The sequence below is a fragment of the Streptomyces sp. NPDC050548 genome (assembly GCF_044457385.1).
Classification (GTDB): Bacteria; Actinomycetota; Actinomycetes; order Streptomycetales; family Streptomycetaceae; genus Streptomyces.
Window position 1 is genome coordinate 200,770 of sequence record NZ_JBITGV010000016.1, and the last position, 20,875, is coordinate 221,644.

Consider the following 20,875-nt stretch of genomic DNA (forward strand, 5'->3'; position numbering starts at 1 on the left):
AAGATCCTTCTGAAGGCATGAAAAAAAATCGGACATGCCGCCGATATCGCCCGGGCCTGCAAACAGGCACACGTCGGGTGATTCATTCGGTGCATCGGCGGCTCAAGTAGTGAACTCGCCCGCATCCAATTGGCGTCAGCTCCAGCTCTGTGAGTCCTTGCAGTCAGCGGTGATCTTGGCATGTCCGCTGCCCATTGGGCAGGCGATTGGTCGATGACCAGGCCAAACGAGACGCCTGGATGGAGCCGGAAAAGACCTACAACTGGAGCCAGTTGTCACCTACGAAGCCACCGATCCGTTGAGCGCTCATCGGGTCGCAGTCGCCCGGCGAGCCGAGTTTGCCCAGATCAGAGGTCAGTGCGCCTCGGACTGAGGTGTCCTGTCGTCTTCCAAGCGCTGGATCAGGTCTTCCACGTATGCGCGCGTCTCGTCGTGGCCGGCGGACATGCCCAGGCGGTCCTCCAGGACCAGGACTCGGGCGACGCAGGTGGTCAGGAACACCAGCACGATCGGGGGACAGGTCCCGGGCGGAACTCCATAGCGTTGCAGGATTCCTGGGAGGGCCTCGGCCTGCGCCGCACGCAGTCGCTCGGCGTAGTGGGCGACTTCGGTGCGGATGACCTCGCGGTGGTTGGCCAGAGACATGAACTCCATGGTCAGCGAGGCGCCGGCCGGGTCGGTGCTGAATGCCCACAGGGCTCGCAGCGGCCGGTCGGAGGCGAGCGCGGCGGCCTGCTGTTCCAGGCCCTGCTCGGCGCGACGGCGGAACAGGGCGAGGAAGAGGTCGTCCATCGTGTGGAAGTAGTAGTGCACGAGTTGGTGCTTGAGCCCGGCCTGCGCGGCGACCCGCCGTGCGGTCACGGCCGAGTAGCCCTCCGCCAGGAGCAGTTCCTCGGCGGCGTCCAGCAGCACACTGCGGTTCTTGGCGTCGGGCGAACCGTAGCGGCGAGGTGACGACGTCACACAGCCTCCGTTCTCTCGGTGTAACTCCGCCCCGCGCCGCATGCCTTGACGGCTCAGGACCCCGGCGCTAAGCATATGTCCAGCATTGCTGTACGACCGTCCAGCATCCGTGCCACGGGTGCGGCCCCAAGGGAGGACGCAGTGCCCGACTTCGACAGGACCGACTTCTTCACGGACGGATCGGTAGTGAACGATCCGTATCCCTACTTCGAGCACCTGCGGGCCCGCTGCCCGGTCCACCGGGAGCCCCACCACGGCGTCGTGGCCGTCACCGGCTACGACGAGGCCGTGCGGATCTACCGCGACCACGAGACCTTCTCCTCCTGCAACTCGGTGACGGGCCCGTTCCCGGGCCTGCCCACCGAACCCGAGGGCGACGACATCGGGCCGCTGATCGAGCAGGTGCGTGAGCAGTTACCCATGAGCGAGCACCTGGTGACGATGGACCCGCCGCTGCACACCGCACACCGCGCGCTGCTGGCCCGCCTTCTGACGCCCCGGCGGCTGAAGGAGAACGAGGAGTTCATGTGGCGGCTGGCCGACCGGCAGATCGACGAGTTCGCCGCCCGCGGACGGGTCGAGCTGCTGAGGGAGTACGCCCAGCCGTTCGCTCTGCTCGTGATAGCGGATCTGCTGGGTGTCCCCGAGGAGTTCCACGAGCCGTTCCGTGTGCGGCTCGGCCTGCAGAAGGTGGGATCCCTGGTCCCGGACGAGGCAGTGTCCGGCAACGCGCTGGAGTTCCTGGAGGAGCAGTTCGGCTCGTTCGTCCGGGAGCGCAGGCGCGAGCCGCGCGCCGACGTGCTGACCGCGCTGGCCACCGCCACGTTCCCGGACGGATCGGCACCCGACGTCACGGACGTGGTCCGGGTGGCCACGTTCCTGTTCGCCGCCGGCCAGGAAACCACGGCCCGGCTGCTCAGCTCCGTGATGCTCGTCCTCGCCGAACGCCCCGATCTGCAGGCCCTGTTGCGCGAGGACCGCAGCCTCATCCCCGCCTTCGTCGAGGAGACGCTGCGGATGGAGAGCCCGGTCAAGTCCGACTTCCGCCTCGTGCGCCGGTCCACCACGCTGCACGACGTGGAGCTGCCCGCGGGCACCACCGTGCTGCTGCTCAACGGCGCCGCCAACCGTGACCCGAACCGTTTCGAGGAGCCCGACCGGTTCCGCATCGACCGGCCGAACGCACGCGAGCACCTGGCCTTCGGCCGCGGCGTCCACGCGTGCCCCGGCAGCCCGCTGGCGCGGGTCGAGGCCAGGGTGAGCGTCGAACGGCTGCTGGACCGCATGGCCGACATCCACCTCGACGAGGCGGAGCACGGCCCGGCCTCCGACCGCCGGCTCACCTATGAACCCACCTACATCCTGCGCGGCCTGACGGCCCTGCACCTCGGCTACACCCCGGTCGGCTGACGGCCCGTATCGAGAGGAAGGCCGATGCGCCCCGGCACAGACCCCGCCTCGGCGAGCCCCCGAACCGCCGTGGTCACCGGAGCGGCGTCGGGTATCGGGCTCGCGGTCGCGCACCATCTGACGGCAGCAGGCCACCGCGTGGCCCTGCTCGACCGGCGGGCCGAGGCCGCCGAGTCGGCCGCCGCCCGACTCCGTGACACCGGCGCGGAAGCTACGGCCTACGCCTGCGACGTCTCCGACCGCGGTGCGGTCGCATCGGCGGTCCAGGCGGTCCGTGAGGCGTACGGTCCGATCACCGTCATCGTCACCAGTGCGGGCGTCGAGACGTTCGCCTCCGTCACCGACATCACGCCCGATGCCTGGGACCGGGTGATGGCGGTCAATCTCACCGGCACGTTCACCTGTGTTCAGGCCGTCATCCCCGACATGCGTGCTGAGAAGTGGGGGCGGATCGTCACCATCTCGTCCTCCAGCGCCCAGCACGGCGCCCCGAACATGGCCCACTATGTCGCCGCCAAAGGCGGCGTCATCGCCCTGACCAAGGCTCTCGCGGTCGAACTGGCCGCCGAAGGAATCACCGTCAACACCGTCCCGCCCTCGATCGTCGACACTCCGATGGCCCGCGAGGCCGAGAAGCGCGGGGATTTCATCGGCGTCGACACCGTCGCCGGCATGACCCCGGTGCGCCGCGCCGGAACACCGGACGACATCGCGGCCGCCTGCGCCTTCCTCTGCTCCGACCAGGCCGGATTCATCACCGGCCAGCAGATCGGCGTCAACGGCGGCTGGTACATGTGAACCGGTCCGCCGCGAGGGCGCGTGTGTACGGGATGTGCACCGCAGTGGACCGGACGACAAGTATCTGTAGCCCTGGCGGGCGTCGGCGATGAAGTTGGCGTTCTCGTCCCGGGCTCCGGCGCGCACGAACGCAACGACGTGGGCTCCGTAGCCGACCGCGAAACCGAGATCACGAATCGCGATCGCGCACCCAGCGGACGGGTAGTCACACCCGCGCGGTCGCCTCGTGGCGGATGGTGGCCTCGGCCAGCCGACCAGGTTCGAAGACCGCCATCGCCACGCGGAACTCCGGGGTGAGCGCACCCCACACCTCATCCAGGAGCCCGGCCGGGTCGGCCGCCCCGGTCCGGGCTTCGACGAACGGCTCACCGGTGGTGACCCGGTGTCCGTCGGACCGGTACGTCGTCATCAGAACGGCGTCACCGGGACCCAGGTCGCGGACGGCGAGCGTCAGTACGTCGGCCGACGTCCTGCCGCCGGCGCTGCGGCGGGCAGCACCGAACCAGGCGTCCTGCCCCACGCTCAGGTCAGCCACCACCGTGATGCGGGGCGTGAAGATCGGCGGGTCGGGTTCGTACTCCAGGCCTGACATCGCCTCGGTCGGTGTTCGTCTCTCCTGGAGCAGGTCCGACACCACGGCGACCTGTTCTCCGTTGCCGAAGACCAGCCAGTCACTCAGCTCGCGCGCCGCGACATAGTGCCGCAGCGGATCGTGAGCCGACTCGCCGGTCGGCGCGACGATCACCTCTCCGTCTCCTCTCCGCAGGACACGGGCCTTGGAGGCGGCGCTGCGTCCGGTGAGGAAGTACGCACCGCACAGCGCGCCACCGAGGGTCCGCGCCCACAGCACACCGCGCCCGGGATAGCGATTGCCCGCCAATGCCTCGTGCACCAGGTCCACCGGGACGCTCCTCTGTTGGTCGACGACATCAGGGACGGTCTTCACGCACCGCCATCCCACCGCGGTCGCCGATGACGAAGGCGGCGGGCCAGGTATCCGTCAGCACCTTGGTGAGCAGGGGATCGCTGGACTCCAGAATTTCGCTGAGGCGGACCGAGCCGTCCTCGTCGATCCGCTGGCCGCCGAGGACGACGGGGGCGCGCAGGACGTCCTCGCCCCAGGGGCCGATGGCGTTGCACAGCAGGCCCTCGAAGCGGTGGCCGGCCAGGTCGTCGTCGCGGACCCGTCGCACGAAGTCGTCGAACACGGCTACCTGGAGGTGGACCCAGGCGAGGTAGACCGCCGTCCTTCCGTCGTCCAGACGGATCGGGAGGCGGACCTTGAGGAAGTTGCCGACGCCCTCCGCGGTGATGACGGCGCCCGTGTCGGACTTCACGCGGCGCCTGCGTTCCTCCTCGGAGAGTTCGGCGACCAGGTGGGGCAGGGCCAGGTCGAAGCCGGGGTGCTCAGAGTCGAGGTGGCCGCCGCAGTCGCAGGAGGGGCCGTGGGTGTGGGGAGTGGCCTGCGCCGGGGCAGGAACGGGATCGGGCCGGGCCGTCGTCGGTTGGCTGGGCTCGTCCTCGTCCTCCGACGGCGGAAGCAGCAGCGCGTAGAACCGCACGGCCGTGAATGCCGTCGGCTCGGGCAGTCCGAGCGCCGTCATCGCTGCCGAAGCGGCCTCGTGGCGCTCACCGTTGACGCGGATCTCTGCCTGCATCGCGCCTGGGCGTCCGCCGTAGAAGACCTTGACGCCGTTGAAGAAGGGCGATTCCAGGTCCGCGGTGAACGAGTCCGCGATCCGGTGCAGCACGTTCGCGTCCAGCAGCGCGCGCTGCAGTCGCCGGTTCTCGTCGACGTCGGTTCCGAGACCGACCGCACCCGACGTGATCATGTGCCAGCCGGGCACGCCGCGCTTCTCGTCGGGGCCCGCGTGGTCCGCGAACCGCTCGCGGCGGTCGAGGAGTTCGAGCAGGCAGGCACCCGCCGTCTGTACCCAGGTGTTCGCCGCGTCCTGCGGATCGGCGGACATCGACACGACGCAGTCCATGAAGCACGGCACGTCCGGCTGGAGACTGACGTCCGGCAGCGCGACGAGGTCGTAGTGGTGGCCGCCCCCGTGGTGCGGCGGGGCCACGGCCACCGCCCAACCGTCCCGGCTGATCAAGGAGTTGCCCTTGAGTTGGGCGCCCTGCGTCGAACCTGGCGCGAACTCTTCGAGCCCGGCCCTGACCAGGGCGAGGAACTCCAGGTCGGGCAGCCGCTCCGCCGGCGGCTCCGCCTTGTGCTTACGACGTCGTATCCAGGACATCCGTGGATGGTACTGAGCCCGGCCGACGACCGACGCACCGCATCGCCTCGACAGGGCGCTCCGGTGCCGCCGTTGGACCACCGCGGCATCGGAGCGCCCGCAGGTGTCAGAACCAGCTCTGGTTCTGACCGGCGTTGCACGCCCAGGTGCGGAAGCCGGCGCTGCTGTCGTCGATGCAGCGGTTGGTCGCCTGGTTCCTGAGCTCGATGGTGTTGTCGCCCCACTTGTGCACGAGCCAGCTCTGGTTGGTGCTGGAGTCGCAGTTCGCGGTCTTGAACCCCTGGTCGCTGTCGTACATGCAGCGGTTGGTGAAGGCGTTCTTCAACTGCACGGTGCCGTCACCCCACTTGTGGACGATCCAGTTCTGCGGGGTGGAGCCGTTGCAGTCCCAGGTGCGGAACCCGGCGCCGGTGTCGTCGATGCAGCGGTTGGTCGCCTGGTTCTTGAACGTGTTCACGGCGTCGGCCGCCGAGGCCGTCGCGGCGGGCAGCAGCGCGATGGCGGCGGCGGAGACGCCGAGAGCCGCGACGCGGGTCAGGACGGAGACGGACATGGGTGTTCCCTTCGGTGGGGTGGTGGTGCCCCGCAGCCGAGTGCGGCGGGGAGTCGGGTGCGGGCGCTCGGACCGGGGAGCGGTCAGCCGCACTGGCGGCTGACGTTGCCCTTGTCGTCGCCCTTGAGGTAGATCGCGCTGACGTAGCCGACACCGCCCGCGTTCAGGGGCAGTTCGATCCACTTGTCGTTGCTGTAGCCCTCGGCCGTGACGAGCTGGCCCGTCTTCCAGCAGTTCGCCGGGTAGCTCTCGTTGGGGTACACCGTGCTGACGACGGCGCACGAAGTGGCCGCGCAGGAGCGGACGTTGGCCTGCGCCCAGGCGGTCACGGTGGTGCCCTGCCCGCCACCACCGCCGGGCGTGCAGGGCAGGTTCACCCCGCGGTCGCGCAGATACGGCACCGGGTCGATGCCGCGGACCGTGGTGGAGGTGCCGATCCTGACCCGCAGGTGCAGGTGCGGCCCCGTCGCCTCGCCCTCGCTGCCCATCAGGGCGATGCGCTGACCGGCCTGGACATGCTGGCCGACGACGACGTCCCGCTGGTACATGTGCCCGTACTCGGTCACCGTGCCGTCGTCGTGCAGGATGCGGATCCACTGCCCGTAACCGCTGGCGGGGCCCGAGTTGATGACCTCGCCGGAGCCCACGGCGTAGATGGGCGTGCCCTGGGCGTTGGCGATGTCGACGCCGTCGTGGCTGTCGCCGTACCCCTGGGTGATGACCCCGGCGGTCGGGCACGAGGCGGCGAACGCGGCCGGGGTGGCCGGTGCCGCGGCGGCGGGCAGGGCCGCCGACAGCGGCAGCAGGACGACGGCGGCCGTGATGAGTCCGGCGTACGGGAACAGACGCACGAGGCTTCCTCTCCGGTGACTTCTGGTGGACGGCACGGAAGCTATCCGCGCCTCCACGACCAGCGGCATCCGGAACGTTCCGGAATGACGCGGCGGTGCGCGGGCGGATAGGGCTGGGGATCGTCAACCGCACCGTTTTCCCGACCAGTTGGAGAGATGCGTCATGCGATCCACCACCAGACGACTGATACAGGGCCTGTGCGCCCTGCTGGTTCTGGGCGGGCTGCCGCCGGTCGCCGCCGCTGCCGCCGACGGCCCCGGCCACGAACGCCCCGCCGCCCGGCCGGCCACCGACTGGCGCATCGACCTCGCCGCCGCCTCGGCCGACCAGCACAACATCGACCATCGCAAGAACGGCGCGCTGACCATCGGTGACCGCCGCGCCCGCACCGCGTCCGCGCCCGGCAGGGCGTTCGCCGTGTACACCGCGCCGGCCCGCAGCCTCGGACGGCAGGCCGACGCCTTCACGATCCGCCCGCGGGTCCAAGTACCGTCCGGAACACAGGTGTTGACCGAGGTGCGGGGAAGCGACCACCCTGGGCGGTGGACGCAGTGGACCACCCCCGACCGCACCGGTCGGCTGCGGCTGGCTCAGGCCGTCTCCGTCGTCCAGGTGCGACTGACCCTGCTCGGCAGCCGTACCGCCGCCCCCGTGGTCTCGGCCGTCTCCGTCCACGCCGACCTCGCACAGCCGGCTCCCCAGGCACCCCGCACACTGACCACGGCCTCACCGACGTACCGCGTCTTCGCCACCCGCGAGGGCCTCGCCGGGCAGACCACCGCCAACGGCCATGTCATCCAGCAGCGCGACCACTTCGTCGCGCTGCCGTCCCGGCGGATGCTCGCCTCCAACGGGGGCCACGAGTACCAGGTACGGCTGTGCTACCAGCGCACGGGACGCTGCGAGACGGCACCGGTGTGGGACGTCGGTCCCTGGAACACCCAGGACGACTACTGGAACCCGTCCGCGCAGCGGCAGACGTGGCGTGATCTGCCGCAGGGCACGCCCGAGGCTCAGGCGGCCTACCAGTCCGGCTACAACGGTGGCCTGGACGAGTTCGGGCGCCGGGTCGCCAACCCGGCCGGCATCGACGTGGCCGACGGCACCTTCTGGGACGGCCTGGGCATGACGGACAACGACTGGGTGGACGTCACCTTCCAGCCGTCCGGCGACACCGGCGGCCAGACGAACGTCACGGCGTGGATGCAGGCCAACGTCCGCTCCTGCGCCTCCACTTCCTGCGACGTGGTCAGCACGGTGTACCCGAACCAGAGCTACCCGGCGAACTGCTGGAAGACCGGCCAGGTCGTCACCGACGAGGGCTACACCAGCGACAAGTGGATCGAACTGGCCCTGAACGCGGGCGGTGTCGGCTACGTCAGCGGCATCTACCTCAAGGGCGACGCGACCGGCGGCGTGACCCGCCAGTGCGGCACCTGAACCGTCCCACCCCGTAACGTGCCGGAGTCCTTTCAAAGCCCGTGTACGGCACCGTCGTTGCCGCACACCGAGGCGAAGAGAGGGCGAGAACCATGAAGTTGAGGCCGACGGGAAGAGCGGGCTGGGCGGCGACACTGACGGCGCTGCTGATGACGGCGGGACTGTGCGCGAGCACACCGGCCGCGTCGGCGGCGCCCACCGCCCGCCCCGACTTCCGGCTGCCGTTCCCCTGCGGACAGACCTGGCAGCTGCAGACGTACCTGGGCCACGATCCCGACGACAAGAAGCTCGACATGTACCACGTCGACGGCCCGACCCTGGGCGCCACCGTCACCGCGTCCGCCGCCGGCACGGTCACCGAGTTCTTCGAGCCCGGCGGCATCGAGATCAACCACGGCGGCGGATGGTTCAGCGTCTACCTCCACATGGACCGCATCGACGTCCACCTCGGCCAGCAGGTCGCGTCGGGAGACCCGGTCGGTCGGCTCGGACTGGTCGGCACGGAGGAGGCGCATCTGCACTACGAGCAGCTCTACGACACCAACGGCGACAACGACGGCGAGACGGACGAGATGGTCCACCCGGTGCTCCAGGGCACCGAGTACCGGCTCACGCCCGACGGCCCCTTCCCCCGCGTCACCAGCACCAACGCCTGCGACGGCGGGGGAGAGCAGCCGACCCGGCACTGGGTGGACACCCTCGCCGACGCCACCGGCTATCCCGACGTCAACTGCACGCACGACAGCACATCGCGCTGCGCCGCCCAGGGCACCCTGCGCAAGGGCACCAACTACGTCCTGTGCAGGAAGTGGGGCGACGAGGTGCGGGTCGGCTCGGCGTACAACCACTGGTGGCTGCTGACCGACCTCGACGAGGTGGCACCGGGCGGCCGGGGACGGGCGTACGTCTCCGCCTACTACCTCGACCGATGGGGCAACGACGAGGCGAAGGACAACGACGGCCGGGACATCCCCGCGTGCACCTGATCCGGCCGGATCAGGTGCACGGCCTCATCGGCACGTGGGCAGGGCGGGCCGGTCCTTCGTGCGCACGGCGGGGAACCACGCGGTGGAGTCGGCCGCGCCGCCCGGCAACCGGACGCGGTACCACACGGTGGAACGGGTACCGAACTCGTCGGTCACCGGCAGCCCTTGAGGCAACCGGCACTGCGCCGTGAGGACGTCCCCGTGCCACACACGGGTGGCCACCACATTGGCCACGGTGTACGGCGCCAGCGGGTCGATCGCCAGACCGAGGCTGCACTGCTGATCACGGTCGGCCGCATGGGCCCGGCAGGTCGGCTCCACGTTGTACACCTTGATGGCGGCGGGGCCGGCGGTGTCGGAGACGTTCTCGGCACGGACGGGGGCGTTCCGCGTCGCACTGTCGTCGTCGGCTACGTAGACCCATCCGGCGACCGTCGCCGCGCACAGGGCGGTGGCCGCCGCGGCGCCGAGGAGGACCCGTCGTCTGCGCCGATGCCCGCGGTCACCCGCCGCACCCGCACCTGTGCCGTCGGCCGACGCACCGATGCGGGCCAGCAGGGCTCCCGCGGTGCACGCGGCGCGCGCCTCATGGGTGGGGGAGAGGCAGTCCGTGGCCAGATCGCGCCAGAACGGCGGTACGGCGGGATCCAGCCGCAGGGGCGCCCGTCCGCCGGCGTACTCCTGCGCCGCGGCACCCCGTGCGGCCGGGGTCGCGCCGGGGAAGGGCGAGATTCCGCCGGTGAACATCTGGTGGACCATGATGCCGAGCGCCCAGATGTCGGCGCTCGGCCGCGCCTGCACACCGCGTTCGCCCAGCGGGGCCTTCCAGCGCTCCGGCGGCAGATAGTCGGGAGTGCCCAGAGGTGGCATCCACGCATGTGTGCCGTGGGTGCCGTCGAGTTCCGAGGCCAGCCCGAAATCCGACAGACGAACCGATCCGTCCGCCATCAGGAGAACGTTGTCGGGCTTGAGATCGCCGTGCACCCAGCCCAGCTCGTGCAGATGGGCCAGCCCCTCGCAGATCTGCGTCAGAATCAGCTCGGCCTGCCCGTCCGTCAACCCCGCCTCGCCGCCGAGGAGTTGGCGGAGACTGCGCTCGGCACGCTCCATCACCAGCACGATCGCGCCGTCGAGTTCGGGATGGTCCGGCTCGTTCAGTACGAGAGAGTCGAGCACCCGGATCAGCCGGGGATGCCGCGCCCGACGCCCGAACTCCCGCTCGCGGTGGGCACATTCCAGCAGCCCGCGCGCCTGTTGAGGGGCGAGTCCGGACGTGGGCAGGAACTTCAACGCGACGACGGCCGGGTGGCCGTCCGTCGTCCCGTGCACGCTCCGACCCTCGTAGACCCACCCCCAGCCCCCGTCCGCGATCGGTGCCCCCACCTCCCAGTCCCCGACCCGGTAACCGGCCGGAACCCGCTCGGCCTCGGCCCCACGGCTCACCGGCCCACCGCCTGGGCCTGGGCACTGCCGCCGGAAGCCGCCGACCGCGGCGGAAGCAGCCCCAGATGGGACTCGCCGACCACCCCGAACCGCAGGGCGATGCCGACCAGTGCCTCGCGCTTTCCGTTGCGGCGGGCACCCCGGCCCGCGTCACGCGACTCCGGCAGGACGATGCGGAGTTTCTCCTCGGCGAGGTAGTCGATGTGAGCGCTCACCCCGCGAGCGGTGAGGCTCGCGCACTGCGGCAACTGCCGCAGACGTTCGACGATCTCGGGCGTGGTCGGAACGGCAAGCGCGGACTCGTCACGCAGCCGCGGCTCGCACAGGGCGACCAGGACCAGGAAGTACGTCGCGGTCTCGTCCAACGAGTACGCGGTCAGGGTCCGCGTGCCCAGTCGGCCGCCGACCACCCCCTGAGGGTCCAGATACACATGGTCGGGGGCGAACACCTGAAAACTCACCACCCGTTCCCGGGTGGGCAGAACCACACGCGCGAACTCGAAGGGAATGGGCGCCCCGAGACGGCGCGGCGGCACCCGCAGATACTCGCCGGCGCCCTCCGGGTTCTCCACCAGATAGCTCTGCGTGGCGCTGAGGTTGCTCAGCAGCCAGTGGTCCTCGCTCACCCGGATCTCCCCGGCCAGCCGTGACACCGCCGGATCATCGAGCCGCAACTCCACGGCGACCGTGTCCGAGCCGCGCCCGAAGCGGGCGACCTCACCCGCGCCGAGCCGTAGCGTCAGCGGCGGGTCCTGTGGCACATGGATCAGTACGCCGCTCATCGTCCCCCGATTCCGACGCGGATCTGTCGCTTGTCACTGCCCCCGACTTGCAGGCCCCTGGTCCGGGCCGCTTCTCTTCCGCACAAGGCAGGCACACGAGCGCTGGTCATCGCGCACACCCCGTTTTACCTCGATTCGTTCCGCTCTTTCGCACGCAGGCCGAAGGATCACACGAGCCCCGTTCGTCAACACCGCTGACGCGGCGCGGCGGTTGCATGCGCGAGGACTCTTGCACAAAGCTCTTCGAACCGAATGGCGGAGGCTCCGGCTTTGGCCGATATCCGCTGCTGCCTCGCCCCGTTGCCGTACTTCCGCCGCTGGACGTGCAAGTCGGTGGCGGCCTGAGAACCACCAGGGTAAGTTGGCGATCTTCGGATGCCAGAGGCTTCCGGAGTCCCCGAATGCGAACGCCATGATGAACCCCGACCAACCCTCCGCACGACCGCGACTCACTGCCGCGCTCGACGGCCTGGCCGCCGTCTTCGGCGGCATGACGGCCCACCCCGACGAGCACAACTGCGAGTGCCACTGGGGCAGCGCCGGCGAACTCGCACAGCTCAAGGTTCCGGACACGGAGCTGGACCTCGACCTCCTGGGCCGCACCTGGCGGGCCCCCGACTGGAGCGACCACGCATCCGTACTGCGCCGGATCCTGCCCCAGTTGGCCACGGCCCTTGTCAAAGGCTCCGTCGAGACGCTCTTCGGTTCGGAGGAAGTCGGCCACTCTTTTGCCCGCGGTCATTGGCAGCAGTGGCCCACCGCGCAGGCCGAAGCCGTCAGGGACTTCCTGCACGCGTGGTGGGCCCACACGCTCACGAATCCCGATCCCGCGGTACCCGCGTACGAGGTCCTGGCATTGATCACCGAGGCATCAGCCACGCTCACCCCGTGGCTCACCACATGGGAAACGCAGACTGACCATCCGGCCGACGACCACTTGGCAGAGGCGGCGGCAAAGTGGGAGTACGACCTGCTCGGAGACCAACTCCCCTGGGACTCCTGGGAGAACGAGGAGGAGAAACGCACCGAGCTGACCGCCTGGCTGGTCCGCAATGCCCCTGCCCGGCTCCGGGCCCACGGCGCATCGGAGGAACTGCTCCACCGAATAAGGCTGTTGGGCCTCACCGGCGACGATCGTTGGGAGGACCCGCATTGGCCCGGCTACCGCTACTGATCCACCGGACCGTGAGGGCGTTTCCCTGTGCTTCGTGGAGTATCGAGGCGAGCACCTTCGGGCGGCTCCCGGTGTCGCCGTCGATGACATTCGGCCAGGGCGGTGCGACAGTGCCACCGACGTGACCCGCTTAGGTACGTGATCGCGGTGGCGTGCAGAGCCGCCCGGTTGCGGCCGTGGTGGCGTCCGGCCGGGCTGTCACGGGGGGAACCTCTCGGGGCGGAAGTCTGCGAGCAACTCGTCTCTCTTTCCGCCGAGGATCTCTGAAGCCAGCAGTCGGCCGAGTACCGGCCCGAGCGTGATCCCGCTGTGAGAGACGGCCTCGTAGTAGCCCGGCACGGACGGCACCGCTCCCACCGAAGGGAATCCATCAGCGGGGATGGGCCGATCGACCACCCGTGTCTGTGTGATGCGGGCGTTGCCGAGTTCGGGGACGGCGTGGCGCGCCAATTCGTGGAGCAGCCGCGCGAGTTGGGCTGGATTTTCGCCGGTGTCGATGAGTGCGTCGATCTCGCGGCTGTGGAGAACCACGGACCCGCCTCCGTCAGGGCGGATCTCGACGTGAGGCGCGTGCATGACCCGGTGAACGGGGACCTGGGCGCAGTCGACGCGGGTGATGACGCCGGGTTCCCGGCGCATCGGCAGGTGCCGTGCGACGAGTCCTGCGACATGGGATGCGCTGGGACCTGCCGCGTTCACGACGATGTCGGCGTCCAGACGGCTTCCGTCGGACAGAGCGACTGTCCGGATGCTGCCGTCGGCGCCGGTGCCGATGTCACATACCGCGTTGCCGGATCGGATCTCGGCGCCCGACGCGACGGCCTGGCCGACCAGGAGGCGCACGAGGTGACGTCCGTGCACCCAGCCCTCTTCGGGGTAGAACACGACTGGAGTCTCGTCGGGCATCGTGAGGGAGGGTTCGAGCTGGCTGCGGACCTCGGCGCCCGTGTACATCTCGACCCGATAGTCCCAGGCGGTCAACAGTTCGGCTGTTTCCAGGAACTTCGTCTCCGCTGCGGGGGTGTCCGCCCAGCGCAGGTGGCCGCTCGGATACCACCACGAGTCCGGCCCGATGATCCCGGCGAGTTCACGGTGGGCAGCCATGCCCGCGACGTTCAGATCGAAGTAGGACTTGCGCACGGTCTTGTTGCTGGCGTTGACCCACGAGAAGGACCAGTCGGTGACGCCTTCGCCCGGCTGTCCCGCGTCGATGAAGACCACGTCGGCGCCGTGCCGGGACAGGTGCCAGCCCACACTCGCTCCGACGATGCCCACTCCGATGACGGCAACACGTTCAGGCCGCTGCACGGACTCGTTCCTCACGAACGCCCCCTTTTTGCAGATCACGGGCGGACTTCCGTCTTTGCGGGCTCGCCTCGGCCATACCCCCGCGAGGTCCACGGAATCGTGCCCCTCGCCGCAGCAGAGCAGCCGACTCGGCGATGCCCAGGCCGCGCGGGACAGCGGAGTCTCAAGACCGGCTGATCAGTGTCTGCGGAGTCCGTCGAGGATGAGCGCCAGCATGTGGGGCGCCCGGTCCTCCGGTGTGGACGCGGCGCGCCACAGGGCGCCGGTGAGCTGGAGGAAGTCTCCCGGGTCGGCGTCCGGGCGGATGCTTCCGTCCTTCTTTCCGGCGTCGAGTAGTTGTGTGATCGCGGCGATGACCGGCCCGTAGCTCTGCTCGCTGATCGTCTGGTGTGCGCCGGGGCCCAGGGCGTCGCCGAGGCCGTGTTTTCTGCGCATGCCCTCGACGAGGTCGATCGTCCAGTGGCGGAGCGCTTCCAGTGGAGGCATGCGGGCCAGCAGGTCCGGCACGGTGTCGACGATGCGTGCCACCTCGTCCTGGTAGACGGCCAGGACCAGCGACTCGCGGGTGGGGAAGTTGCGGTACAGGGTGCCCGCGCCGACTCCCGCGCGCTGGGAGATCTGGTTCATCGACGTACTGCCGTCCTCCGCGAGCGCTTCGCGTGCGACGGCGAGGATGCGTGCCCTGTTCTCACGGGCGTCCGAGCGGACCACGAGACCTCACCTTGATAAGCGGAGAGTTCTCCACTACGTTATGTGGAGACCTCTCCGCATACTTTAAGGAGCGCCATGCGTTACATCAAGCTCGGCACGACCGGCCTCGACGTGTCCCCGATCGCGATCGGCGCGATGACCTACGGCGAGCCCGACCGCGGGCACCCCGTCTGGTCGAAGGGCGAACAGGACGCGCGACCACTCGTCAAGCACGCGCTGGAGTCGGGCATCAACTTCTTCGACACCGCGAACATGTACTCCAACGGTTCCAGCGAGGAGATCCTCGGCCGCGCGCTCAAGGACTTCGCCGACCGCGACGCCGTGGTGATCGCCACGAAGCTGCGCCATCCCATGCGGCTGGGACCCAACGGGCGGGGACTGTCGCGCAAGGCGATCATGACCGAGGTCGACCACTCGCTGCGCCGCCTCGGCACCGACTACATCGACCTCTACCAGATCCACCGCAACGACCACTCCACCCCCTGGGAGGAGACTCTGGAGGCGCTCAGCGACCTCGTGCGGGTCGGCAAGGTCCGCTACCTCGGTGCCTCGTCCATGTACGCGTGGGAGTTCGCGAAGGCGCTGCGCCTGCAGAAGGAGAACGGCTGGGCGCGGTTCGTGTCCATGCAGGACCACTACAACCTCCTCGCCCGTGAGGAGGAGCGCGAGATGATCCCGCTCTGCCTGGACGAGGGCGTGGGCACGATCATCTGGTCACCGCTGGCCCGAGGCCGCCTCACCCGCGCGTGGGACGACGCCCGCTCGACGGTGCGCTCAGAGACGGACGGCGCCTACGCGGACACGCTCTACTCGCCCGCGGAGGAGGCGTCCAACCGCGCGATCGTCGACGCGGTCGGACAGGTCGCGGACGCCCACGGCGTCAGCCGCGCACAGATCGCGCTCGCCTGGCTGCGGAGCCGGCCGGTCGTCACCGCGCCACTGGTCGGCGCCGGCTCGATCCGGCAGATCGACGAGGCCGTGGCCTCGCTCGACATCGAACTGGCCGACGACGAGGTGCGCGCACTGGAGGCCCCGTACACACCCCGGCACGACTGGCAGGGCGTCTCGGACGAAGCCGAGATGGAAGCCATCCGCAAGCGCGTCCCCGGCATGGCCCTCGCGTGAAACCCGTCCTTCGCGACCCTTCACGCCCACCGGCACTCATCACCGCACGAGTCCACAACTGAGGAGAGACAGATGACACACGTACTGGTCACCGGAGGAACAGGATTCATCGGGAGCTGGTGCATCCAGGCCCTGCTCGACGCCGGGTACACCGTCCGCACCACGGTCCGCGACCTGCGGCGCGAACCGGCACTGCGAGCCTGGCTGCACGCGGCCACACCGTTCGACGACGACCGTCTCACGGTCGTACGCGCCGACCTCGAACAGCCCGACGGCTGGGACGCTGCCGTCGCCGACTGCGACTTCGTCCTCCATGTCGCCTCGCCGACCCTGCGTCATACGCCCGCGAACGACGACGACCTGGTGGTCCCGGCACGCGAGGGTGTCCTGCGGGTGCTGCGCGCGGCCCGCGACGCCCGCGTGAGCCGGGTCGTCCTGACAAGTGCCTTCGGCGCCATCGGGATCGGACACCCGCCGCGCTCGACCCCGTTCACCGAGGAGGACTGGACCGACGTCGACAGCGACATCCCGCCCTACCAGCGCTCCAAGACACTCGCCGAACGCGCCGCCTGGCAGTTCGTTCAGGACGACGGCGGAGGTATGGAACTGGCGGCGGTTCATCCCGTGGGGGTCCTCGGCCCGCTGCTCGGCCCCGACGACCCGCCGTCCCTGCGGCTGGTCCGCAGAATGCTCGAAGGACACGTCCCCGCGTGCCCTCCCTTCGGGATGGGCTTCGTCGACGTGCGCGACGTCGCGGACCTGCACCTGCGCGCGATGACCGATCCGGCAGCCGCCGGCGAACGCTTTCTGGCGGTCGCCGGGCACAGCCTGCGTGTCCTCGACATCGCACGCATTCTGCGCGACCGCCTGGGCGACCGGGCCGCGAAGGCCCCCACCCGTGAACTGCCCGTGTGGCTCGCACGCGCCCTGGGCACCGTGAACCCGGAACTGCGACTGCTCAGGCACCAGCTCGGCCGGGATCTCGACGCCACGAGCGCAAAGGCGGAGAAGGTTCTCGGGTGGCGGGCGCGTCCCATCGAGGACACCATCGCGGAGACCGCCGAGAGCCTCCTCGCCCACGGCATCGGGACGAAGACCGGCTCGTAGCCGGCCGACGACACCACACCTCGGCAGGGGCTGTCCGCTTCTGAACCAGAACCGGGAATCAGGCCGCGACCAGCTCCTGCTCACGCTCCGGCGCCTTGACCGTGGGCTTCTTGTTCGGCAGCGAGAGCCGGAAGACCTTGTGCCACGCGGAGTACACCTGCTTGGGCAGCGGCCCGGTGACGTACTCCAGCTCGTACTTCTCGAACAGCGCGCGCACCTTCACCGCGACCTCGGCGTACCGGTTGCTCGGCAGGTCCGGGAAGAGGTGGTGCTCGATCTGGTGGGAGAGGTTGCCGGTCATGAAGTGCATGGCCTTGCTGCCGCTGATGTTCGCCGAGCCCATCATCTGGCGCAGGTACCACTGGCCGCGCGTCTCGCCCTTGATCGACCGGCGTTCGAAGACCTGCACGCCCTCGGGGAAGTGCCCGCACATGATCACCGAGTGGGTCCAGATGTTGCGGACCAGGTTCGCGGTGAACGTGGCGGCGAGCGTGGGGAGGAACGAGGGGCCCGACAGCAGCGGGTGGATCACGTAGTCCTTGAGCACCTGCTTGCGGATCTTGCGGCCCACGGCCCTGGCCCGCGCGCGGAACTCCGGGTTCTTGCGGCGGCGCTTGTTCAGGTTCTTGCCGAGCTCCAGGTCGTACGCCGCGATGCCGTACTCGAAGAAGCAGGCGTTGAGGAAGTTCCACAGCGGCTGGCCGAGGTGGAACGGGTGCCACTTCTGGTCCTCGTCGACGCGCATGATGCCGTAGCCGAGGTCGTTGTCCTTGCCGATCACGTTGGTGTACGTGTGGTGCAGCTCGTTGTGCGAGTGCTTCCACTGCTCGGACGGCGAGACGTGATCCCACTCCCAGGTAGTGGAGTGGATCTTCGGGTCGCGCATCCAGTCCCACTGGCCGTGCAGGATGTTGTGGCCGATCTCCATGTTGTCCATGATCTTCGCCACGGACAGACCGGCGGTGCCGAGCAGCCACGCGGGCGGGAAGAGCGAGAACAACAGCACGCCCCGGCTGGCCAGTTCGAGCTTGCGCTGCGCCGAGATGACCTTGCGGATGTAGGCGGCGTCCTTCTCGCCGCGGCCGGCGATCACCTCGTCGCGGATCGCGTCCAGCTCGCGGCCGAGCTCCTCGATCTGCTCCGCGGTCAGGTGGGCGGTGGGGTCGATGGCGGTCAAGGTGCTCCTACCGTTCGATGTCGCAGGGGCCCGCCGCGGCGGACACACAGGTCTGGATGAGGACGCCCGGCTCGGCCTCGGTGATCTCGCCGGTGCGCAGGTCACGTACGGCGCCCGCCTTGAGCGGTGTGACGCAGCCGAAACAGATGCCCATGCGGCACCCGGAGGGCATGAGCACGCCGGCTTCCTCGCCGACGTCCAGCAACGGCGTGGCGCCGTCCGCGTCGACGGTCCTGCCGGTGGCGCTGAACGTGACCTCGCCGCCGTCGCCGGTGACGACGATGCCGGGGCGGAAGCGTTCGGTGTGCAGGCGCTCTCGTACGCCGTACTCGGCCCAGTGCTCCTCGGCGGCGTCGAGCAGTCCCGCGGGCCCGCAGGCCCAGGTCTCGCGCTCGGCCCAGTCGGGCACGAGTGCGTCGAGACGGGCGATGTCGAGTTTGCCGTCGGTGTCGGTGTGCACCTCGGTGAGCCGCAGCTTCTTGTCCGCGACCAGGCCGTGCAGTTCGTCGCGGAAGATCACGTCCTGCGGCCGTGGCGCGCAGTGGACCATGACGACGTCGTCGAACTCGGTGTCGCGCAGCATGCCCATCACGGGTGTGATGCCGCTGCCGGCCGTCAGGTAGAGCACCTTGGCGGGCCTGGCCCGCGGCAGCACGAAGTCACCGGTCGCCTGGTCGAGCTGGATCAGCGTGCCCGGTTTCGCCCTGCGGACCAGGTGGTTGCTGACCTTGCCGTCCGGGATCGCCTTCACGGTGATCGTGAAGCGGCCGTCCTGGCGGTCGGTCGGCGAGGTGAGGGAGTAGGCACGCCACAGGCGCACCCCGTCGACGTCGACCCCGATCCGCACGTACTGACCGGCAGTGTGGCCGCGCCAGCCCCGTCCCGGTCTGATCACAATGGTTGCGGCGTCATCCGTCTCGGGGTGTACGGCCTCGATGCGCCCCCGCAGGTCGGCGCCCGCACGCAGCGGGCTGACCAGGTCGAGGTAGTCCGACGGCAGCAGCGGCGTCGTGACCATCTCCAGCAGTTTCCACGCCCTGCTGCGAAGGGCTGTACTCGTCATGGCTCCAGCCTGCTGCGCCCGAAGGCGTAAAGTCCTGTCCGTAGGGCGTGAATCGAATCGGCAGAATTGTTCGCAGGGAACAAAAACGTGAGTCATGCAATCCAGAGGGCCGGCGAACTGACCCTGGACGAGACGACGGTCACAGTACTTCGGGCCGCGCTGAAGAGCACCGCCGACGAGGTCGTCCAGGCGATCATCGACGAGGTCCCTCCCTACGCCAACGCCCTCTCGGGCCCCATGGGCGGCACCATCCGCCGGGCCGTGCGCACCGCCCTGGGGCACTACCTGGACCTCGCGAGCGGCAACGCCACGGGTGGCGACGGCGGCGACGCGGCCTACGACCTGGGCCGCGGCGAGGTGCGCGACGGCCGTTCGATGGACGCCCTGCTCAGCGCCTACCGCGTCGGCGCCCGCGTGGCCTGGCGATGCCTGGCGGCGGGCGCCGTACCCGCCGGTCTGCCCGCCGCCGAGGTCGCCAAGTTCGCCGAGCTGACCTTCGCCTACATCGACGAGCTCTCCGCCGCGAGCGCCGCGGGCCACGCCGACGAACTGGCCGCCCGGGGCAGGGCCCACGAGCGCCACCTGGAACACCTGGCCCGCGACCTCCTCGCCGGCGCCGGCCCGGACGTCCTGCTCGCCTCTGCTCAACGGGCCGGGTGGCAGCCTCCGGTCTCCCTGACCGCCGTCCTGCTGCCCGCCGCCCAGGCCCGGCCCGCCTACCGCACGCTCGACCCGAGCACCCTCGTCCTCGACGATCTGCCGGACGCCACCGGGGTGTTGCTCGTCCCCGACGCCGACCGGCCCCATCTCCTGCGGCAGTTGACCGACCGCACCGCCGTGGCCGGCCCGGCCAGGCCATGGACCCGAGCGTCCGCCTCGTACGCACGAGCCGTACGCGCGCGCTCCCTCTCCTCCGACATCCGCGACACCGAGCAGCACCTGCCCGAGCTGGTGCTGAGCGCCGACGCGGACGCGTTCGCGGATCTGCGGGCCCGAGCCCTCGCACCGCTGCGGACCCTGCCTGCCGCGACCGCACGGCGGCTGGAGGAGACGTTGCGGGAATGGCTGCTGCACCAGGGCAGACGGGACGAGGTGGCGGCGGCGTTGTTCGTCCATCCCCAGACGGTCCGGTACCGGATGTCGCAGCTCCGGGAGCTGTTTCCGGATCTCGCCTCGCCACAGCGGGTCCTTGAACTGACGCTGGCGGTCGGTCTGCGGGCCGGCTGAGAGGCGGGACCGGGCAGGCTCGCCGCAGCGTGCGGGGGATGATGGGGACGGAACGACGGAACGTGAGGTCAGGAGCTTCCATGGCGAAGAGGGTTCACCGACCCCGTGAGGACGCGGAGTTCGACTTCATCCTCGGGATGAGCGGAGTTCCCGTCCTCGCGTACTTCACCGGGACATGGCCCAAGGCGATCGAGCCCTGCCGGGTGATGGACCTCGTCGTGGAGGCCGTCGCCGAGGACTACCCGGGCCGCCTGACGGCCGTCCGCGCCGACATCACACGTTGCCCGGCCGCCACCGAGCGATACGGGATCACCGGAGCCCCGTCCTACGTCCTGCTGAAGGAGGGAGAGGCGGTGGCGCACGGCACGGGGCCGATGACCGTCGCCGAGGTACGGACGTTCCTGGACGGCCACCTCTGAGTGAGTGCCCGGGGGCGGCGGGCCCCGGACTGTACTCTTGATCCACTCTGCGATGCATGTCGTCGAGGCCCGGTCGATCACCGATGGG

The 20,875-nt window shown here is 69.8% G+C and carries 20 protein-coding genes; 9 read left to right on the forward strand and 11 right to left on the reverse strand.

Going from position 1 to position 20,875, the window contains the following annotated elements; all coding sequences use genetic code 11:
* Positions 1-354: 354 nt before the first annotated feature.
* Complete coding sequence (locus ACIBJH_RS36110; protein WP_399121170.1) at positions 355-963, reverse strand: TetR family transcriptional regulator; 609 nt, start codon at positions 961-963, stop codon at positions 355-357.
* A gap of 141 nt (positions 964-1,104) precedes the next feature.
* Between ACIBJH_RS36110 and ACIBJH_RS36115 the strand changes: the two genes are divergently transcribed.
* Both ACIBJH_RS36115 and ACIBJH_RS36120 read left to right on the forward strand, forming a co-directional pair.
* Complete coding sequence (locus tag ACIBJH_RS36115; protein WP_399121171.1) at positions 1,105-2,373, forward strand: cytochrome P450; 1,269 nt, start codon at positions 1,105-1,107, stop codon at positions 2,371-2,373.
* 24 nt (positions 2,374-2,397) lie between these two features.
* Positions 2,398-3,171: an SDR family NAD(P)-dependent oxidoreductase gene (locus tag ACIBJH_RS36120; RefSeq protein ID WP_399121172.1), complete on the forward strand. Its 774-nt coding sequence runs from the start codon at positions 2,398-2,400 to the stop codon at positions 3,169-3,171.
* Positions 3,172-3,376: 205 nt separating this feature from the next.
* On the opposite strand, the gene ACIBJH_RS36125 is transcribed toward ACIBJH_RS36120, so the two are convergent.
* The 4 genes from ACIBJH_RS36125 to ACIBJH_RS36140 form a co-directional block, all read right to left on the reverse strand.
* Positions 3,377-4,117, reverse strand: coding sequence for an IMP cyclohydrolase (locus ACIBJH_RS36125; protein WP_399121173.1), 741 nt, complete (start codon positions 4,115-4,117; stop codon positions 3,377-3,379).
* The gene (locus tag ACIBJH_RS36130; protein ID WP_399121174.1) at positions 4,101-5,420 is read right to left on the reverse strand and encodes a DUF6348 family protein; all 1,320 of its coding nucleotides are present in this window, start codon (positions 5,418-5,420) and stop codon (positions 4,101-4,103) included. The genes ACIBJH_RS36125 and ACIBJH_RS36130 overlap by 17 nt, the downstream gene beginning before the upstream one ends.
* Before the next feature lie 106 nt (positions 5,421-5,526).
* Complete coding sequence (locus ACIBJH_RS36135) at positions 5,527-5,973, reverse strand: RICIN domain-containing protein (RefSeq protein WP_399121175.1); 447 nt, start codon at positions 5,971-5,973, stop codon at positions 5,527-5,529.
* A gap of 83 nt (positions 5,974-6,056) precedes the next feature.
* A complete protein-coding gene (locus ACIBJH_RS36140) occupies positions 6,057-6,824 on the reverse strand; it encodes a peptidoglycan DD-metalloendopeptidase family protein (RefSeq protein WP_399121176.1) in 768 nt (255 codons plus the stop codon).
* A gap of 163 nt (positions 6,825-6,987) precedes the next feature.
* Here ACIBJH_RS36140 and ACIBJH_RS36145 point away from each other — a divergent pair, with 163 nt between their 5' ends.
* Both ACIBJH_RS36145 and ACIBJH_RS36150 read left to right on the forward strand, forming a co-directional pair.
* Complete coding sequence (locus ACIBJH_RS36145) at positions 6,988-8,265, forward strand: SH3 domain-containing protein (protein ID WP_399121177.1); 1,278 nt, start codon at positions 6,988-6,990, stop codon at positions 8,263-8,265.
* A gap of 92 nt (positions 8,266-8,357) precedes the next feature.
* A complete protein-coding gene (locus ACIBJH_RS36150) occupies positions 8,358-9,251 on the forward strand; it encodes a M23 family metallopeptidase (RefSeq protein ID WP_399121178.1) in 894 nt (297 codons plus the stop codon).
* A gap of 24 nt (positions 9,252-9,275) precedes the next feature.
* Here the strand turns inward: ACIBJH_RS36150 and ACIBJH_RS36155 are convergent, their stop codons facing one another.
* Both ACIBJH_RS36155 and ACIBJH_RS36160 read right to left on the reverse strand, forming a co-directional pair.
* A complete protein-coding gene (locus ACIBJH_RS36155) occupies positions 9,276-10,694 on the reverse strand; it encodes a serine/threonine-protein kinase (protein WP_399121179.1) in 1,419 nt (472 codons plus the stop codon).
* Entirely contained in the window at positions 10,691-11,476 is a 786-nt protein-coding gene (locus ACIBJH_RS36160) for a serine/threonine protein kinase (RefSeq protein WP_399121180.1), read from the reverse strand. Before ACIBJH_RS36160 ends, ACIBJH_RS36155 begins: the two co-directional genes overlap by 4 nt.
* Positions 11,477-11,888: 412 nt before the next feature.
* Between ACIBJH_RS36160 and ACIBJH_RS36165 the strand changes: the two genes are divergently transcribed.
* Entirely contained in the window at positions 11,889-12,650 is a 762-nt protein-coding gene (locus ACIBJH_RS36165; RefSeq protein WP_399121181.1) for a hypothetical protein, read from the forward strand.
* A gap of 198 nt (positions 12,651-12,848) precedes the next feature.
* Here the strand turns inward: ACIBJH_RS36165 and ACIBJH_RS36170 are convergent, their stop codons facing one another.
* Positions 12,849-13,958: an NAD(P)/FAD-dependent oxidoreductase gene (locus ACIBJH_RS36170; RefSeq protein WP_399121182.1), complete on the reverse strand. Its 1,110-nt coding sequence runs from the start codon at positions 13,956-13,958 to the stop codon at positions 12,849-12,851.
* A 177-nt stretch (positions 13,959-14,135) separates the two neighbouring features.
* Complete coding sequence (locus tag ACIBJH_RS36175; RefSeq protein ID WP_399121183.1) at positions 14,136-14,669, reverse strand: TetR/AcrR family transcriptional regulator; 534 nt, start codon at positions 14,667-14,669, stop codon at positions 14,136-14,138.
* Positions 14,670-14,744: 75 nt separating this feature from the next.
* On the opposite strand from ACIBJH_RS36175, the gene ACIBJH_RS36180 reads away from it, so the two are divergent.
* Together ACIBJH_RS36180 and ACIBJH_RS36185 are read left to right on the forward strand one after the other, a co-directional pair.
* Positions 14,745-15,794 carry an aldo/keto reductase gene (locus tag ACIBJH_RS36180; RefSeq protein WP_399121184.1) on the forward strand — a complete coding sequence of 350 codons (1,050 nt, stop codon included), beginning with the start codon at positions 14,745-14,747 and terminating at the stop codon, positions 15,792-15,794.
* A gap of 72 nt (positions 15,795-15,866) precedes the next feature.
* Positions 15,867-16,901, forward strand: a complete 1,035-nt coding sequence (locus ACIBJH_RS36185) for an SDR family oxidoreductase (RefSeq protein ID WP_399121185.1) — start codon at positions 15,867-15,869, stop codon at positions 16,899-16,901.
* A gap of 58 nt (positions 16,902-16,959) precedes the next feature.
* Here the strand turns inward: ACIBJH_RS36185 and ACIBJH_RS36190 are convergent, their stop codons facing one another.
* Together ACIBJH_RS36190 and ACIBJH_RS36195 are read right to left on the reverse strand one after the other, a co-directional pair.
* Positions 16,960-18,078, reverse strand: a complete 1,119-nt coding sequence (locus tag ACIBJH_RS36190; protein ID WP_399121186.1) for a fatty acid desaturase family protein — start codon at positions 18,076-18,078, stop codon at positions 16,960-16,962.
* A gap of 7 nt (positions 18,079-18,085) precedes the next feature.
* A complete protein-coding gene (locus ACIBJH_RS36195) occupies positions 18,086-19,141 on the reverse strand; it encodes a ferredoxin reductase (RefSeq protein ID WP_399121187.1) in 1,056 nt (351 codons plus the stop codon).
* 87 nt (positions 19,142-19,228) lie between these two features.
* Here ACIBJH_RS36195 and ACIBJH_RS36200 point away from each other — a divergent pair, with 87 nt between their 5' ends.
* Together ACIBJH_RS36200 and ACIBJH_RS36205 are read left to right on the forward strand one after the other, a co-directional pair.
* On the forward strand, positions 19,229-20,368 hold the full coding sequence (locus ACIBJH_RS36200) for a PucR family transcriptional regulator (protein WP_399121188.1): 1,140 nt from the start codon (positions 19,229-19,231) through the stop codon (positions 20,366-20,368).
* 80 nt (positions 20,369-20,448) lie between these two features.
* Complete coding sequence (locus ACIBJH_RS36205; RefSeq protein ID WP_399121189.1) at positions 20,449-20,787, forward strand: thioredoxin family protein; 339 nt, start codon at positions 20,449-20,451, stop codon at positions 20,785-20,787.
* Positions 20,788-20,875: the final 88 nt, after the last annotated feature.

Coding starts and splice junctions, on each gene's coding strand:
- ACIBJH_RS36160 (WP_399121180.1), bottom strand. CDS start 11,476: ATGAGCGGCGTACTGATCCATGTGCCACAGGACCCGCCGCTGACGCTA.
- ACIBJH_RS36195 (WP_399121187.1), bottom strand. CDS start 19,141: ATGACGAGTACAGCCCTTCGCAGCAGGGCGTGGAAACTGCTGGAGATG.
- ACIBJH_RS36135 (WP_399121175.1), bottom strand. CDS start 5,973: ATGTCCGTCTCCGTCCTGACCCGCGTCGCGGCTCTCGGCGTCTCCGCC.
- ACIBJH_RS36165 (WP_399121181.1), top strand. CDS start 11,889: ATGATGAACCCCGACCAACCCTCCGCACGACCGCGACTCACTGCCGCG.
- ACIBJH_RS36180 (WP_399121184.1), top strand. CDS start 14,745: ATGCGTTACATCAAGCTCGGCACGACCGGCCTCGACGTGTCCCCGATC.
- ACIBJH_RS36205 (WP_399121189.1), top strand. CDS start 20,449: ATGGCGAAGAGGGTTCACCGACCCCGTGAGGACGCGGAGTTCGACTTC.
- ACIBJH_RS36145 (WP_399121177.1), top strand. CDS start 6,988: ATGCGATCCACCACCAGACGACTGATACAGGGCCTGTGCGCCCTGCTG.
- ACIBJH_RS36120 (WP_399121172.1), top strand. CDS start 2,398: ATGCGCCCCGGCACAGACCCCGCCTCGGCGAGCCCCCGAACCGCCGTG.
- ACIBJH_RS36150 (WP_399121178.1), top strand. CDS start 8,358: ATGAAGTTGAGGCCGACGGGAAGAGCGGGCTGGGCGGCGACACTGACG.
- ACIBJH_RS36185 (WP_399121185.1), top strand. CDS start 15,867: ATGACACACGTACTGGTCACCGGAGGAACAGGATTCATCGGGAGCTGG.
- ACIBJH_RS36130 (WP_399121174.1), bottom strand. CDS start 5,420: ATGTCCTGGATACGACGTCGTAAGCACAAGGCGGAGCCGCCGGCGGAG.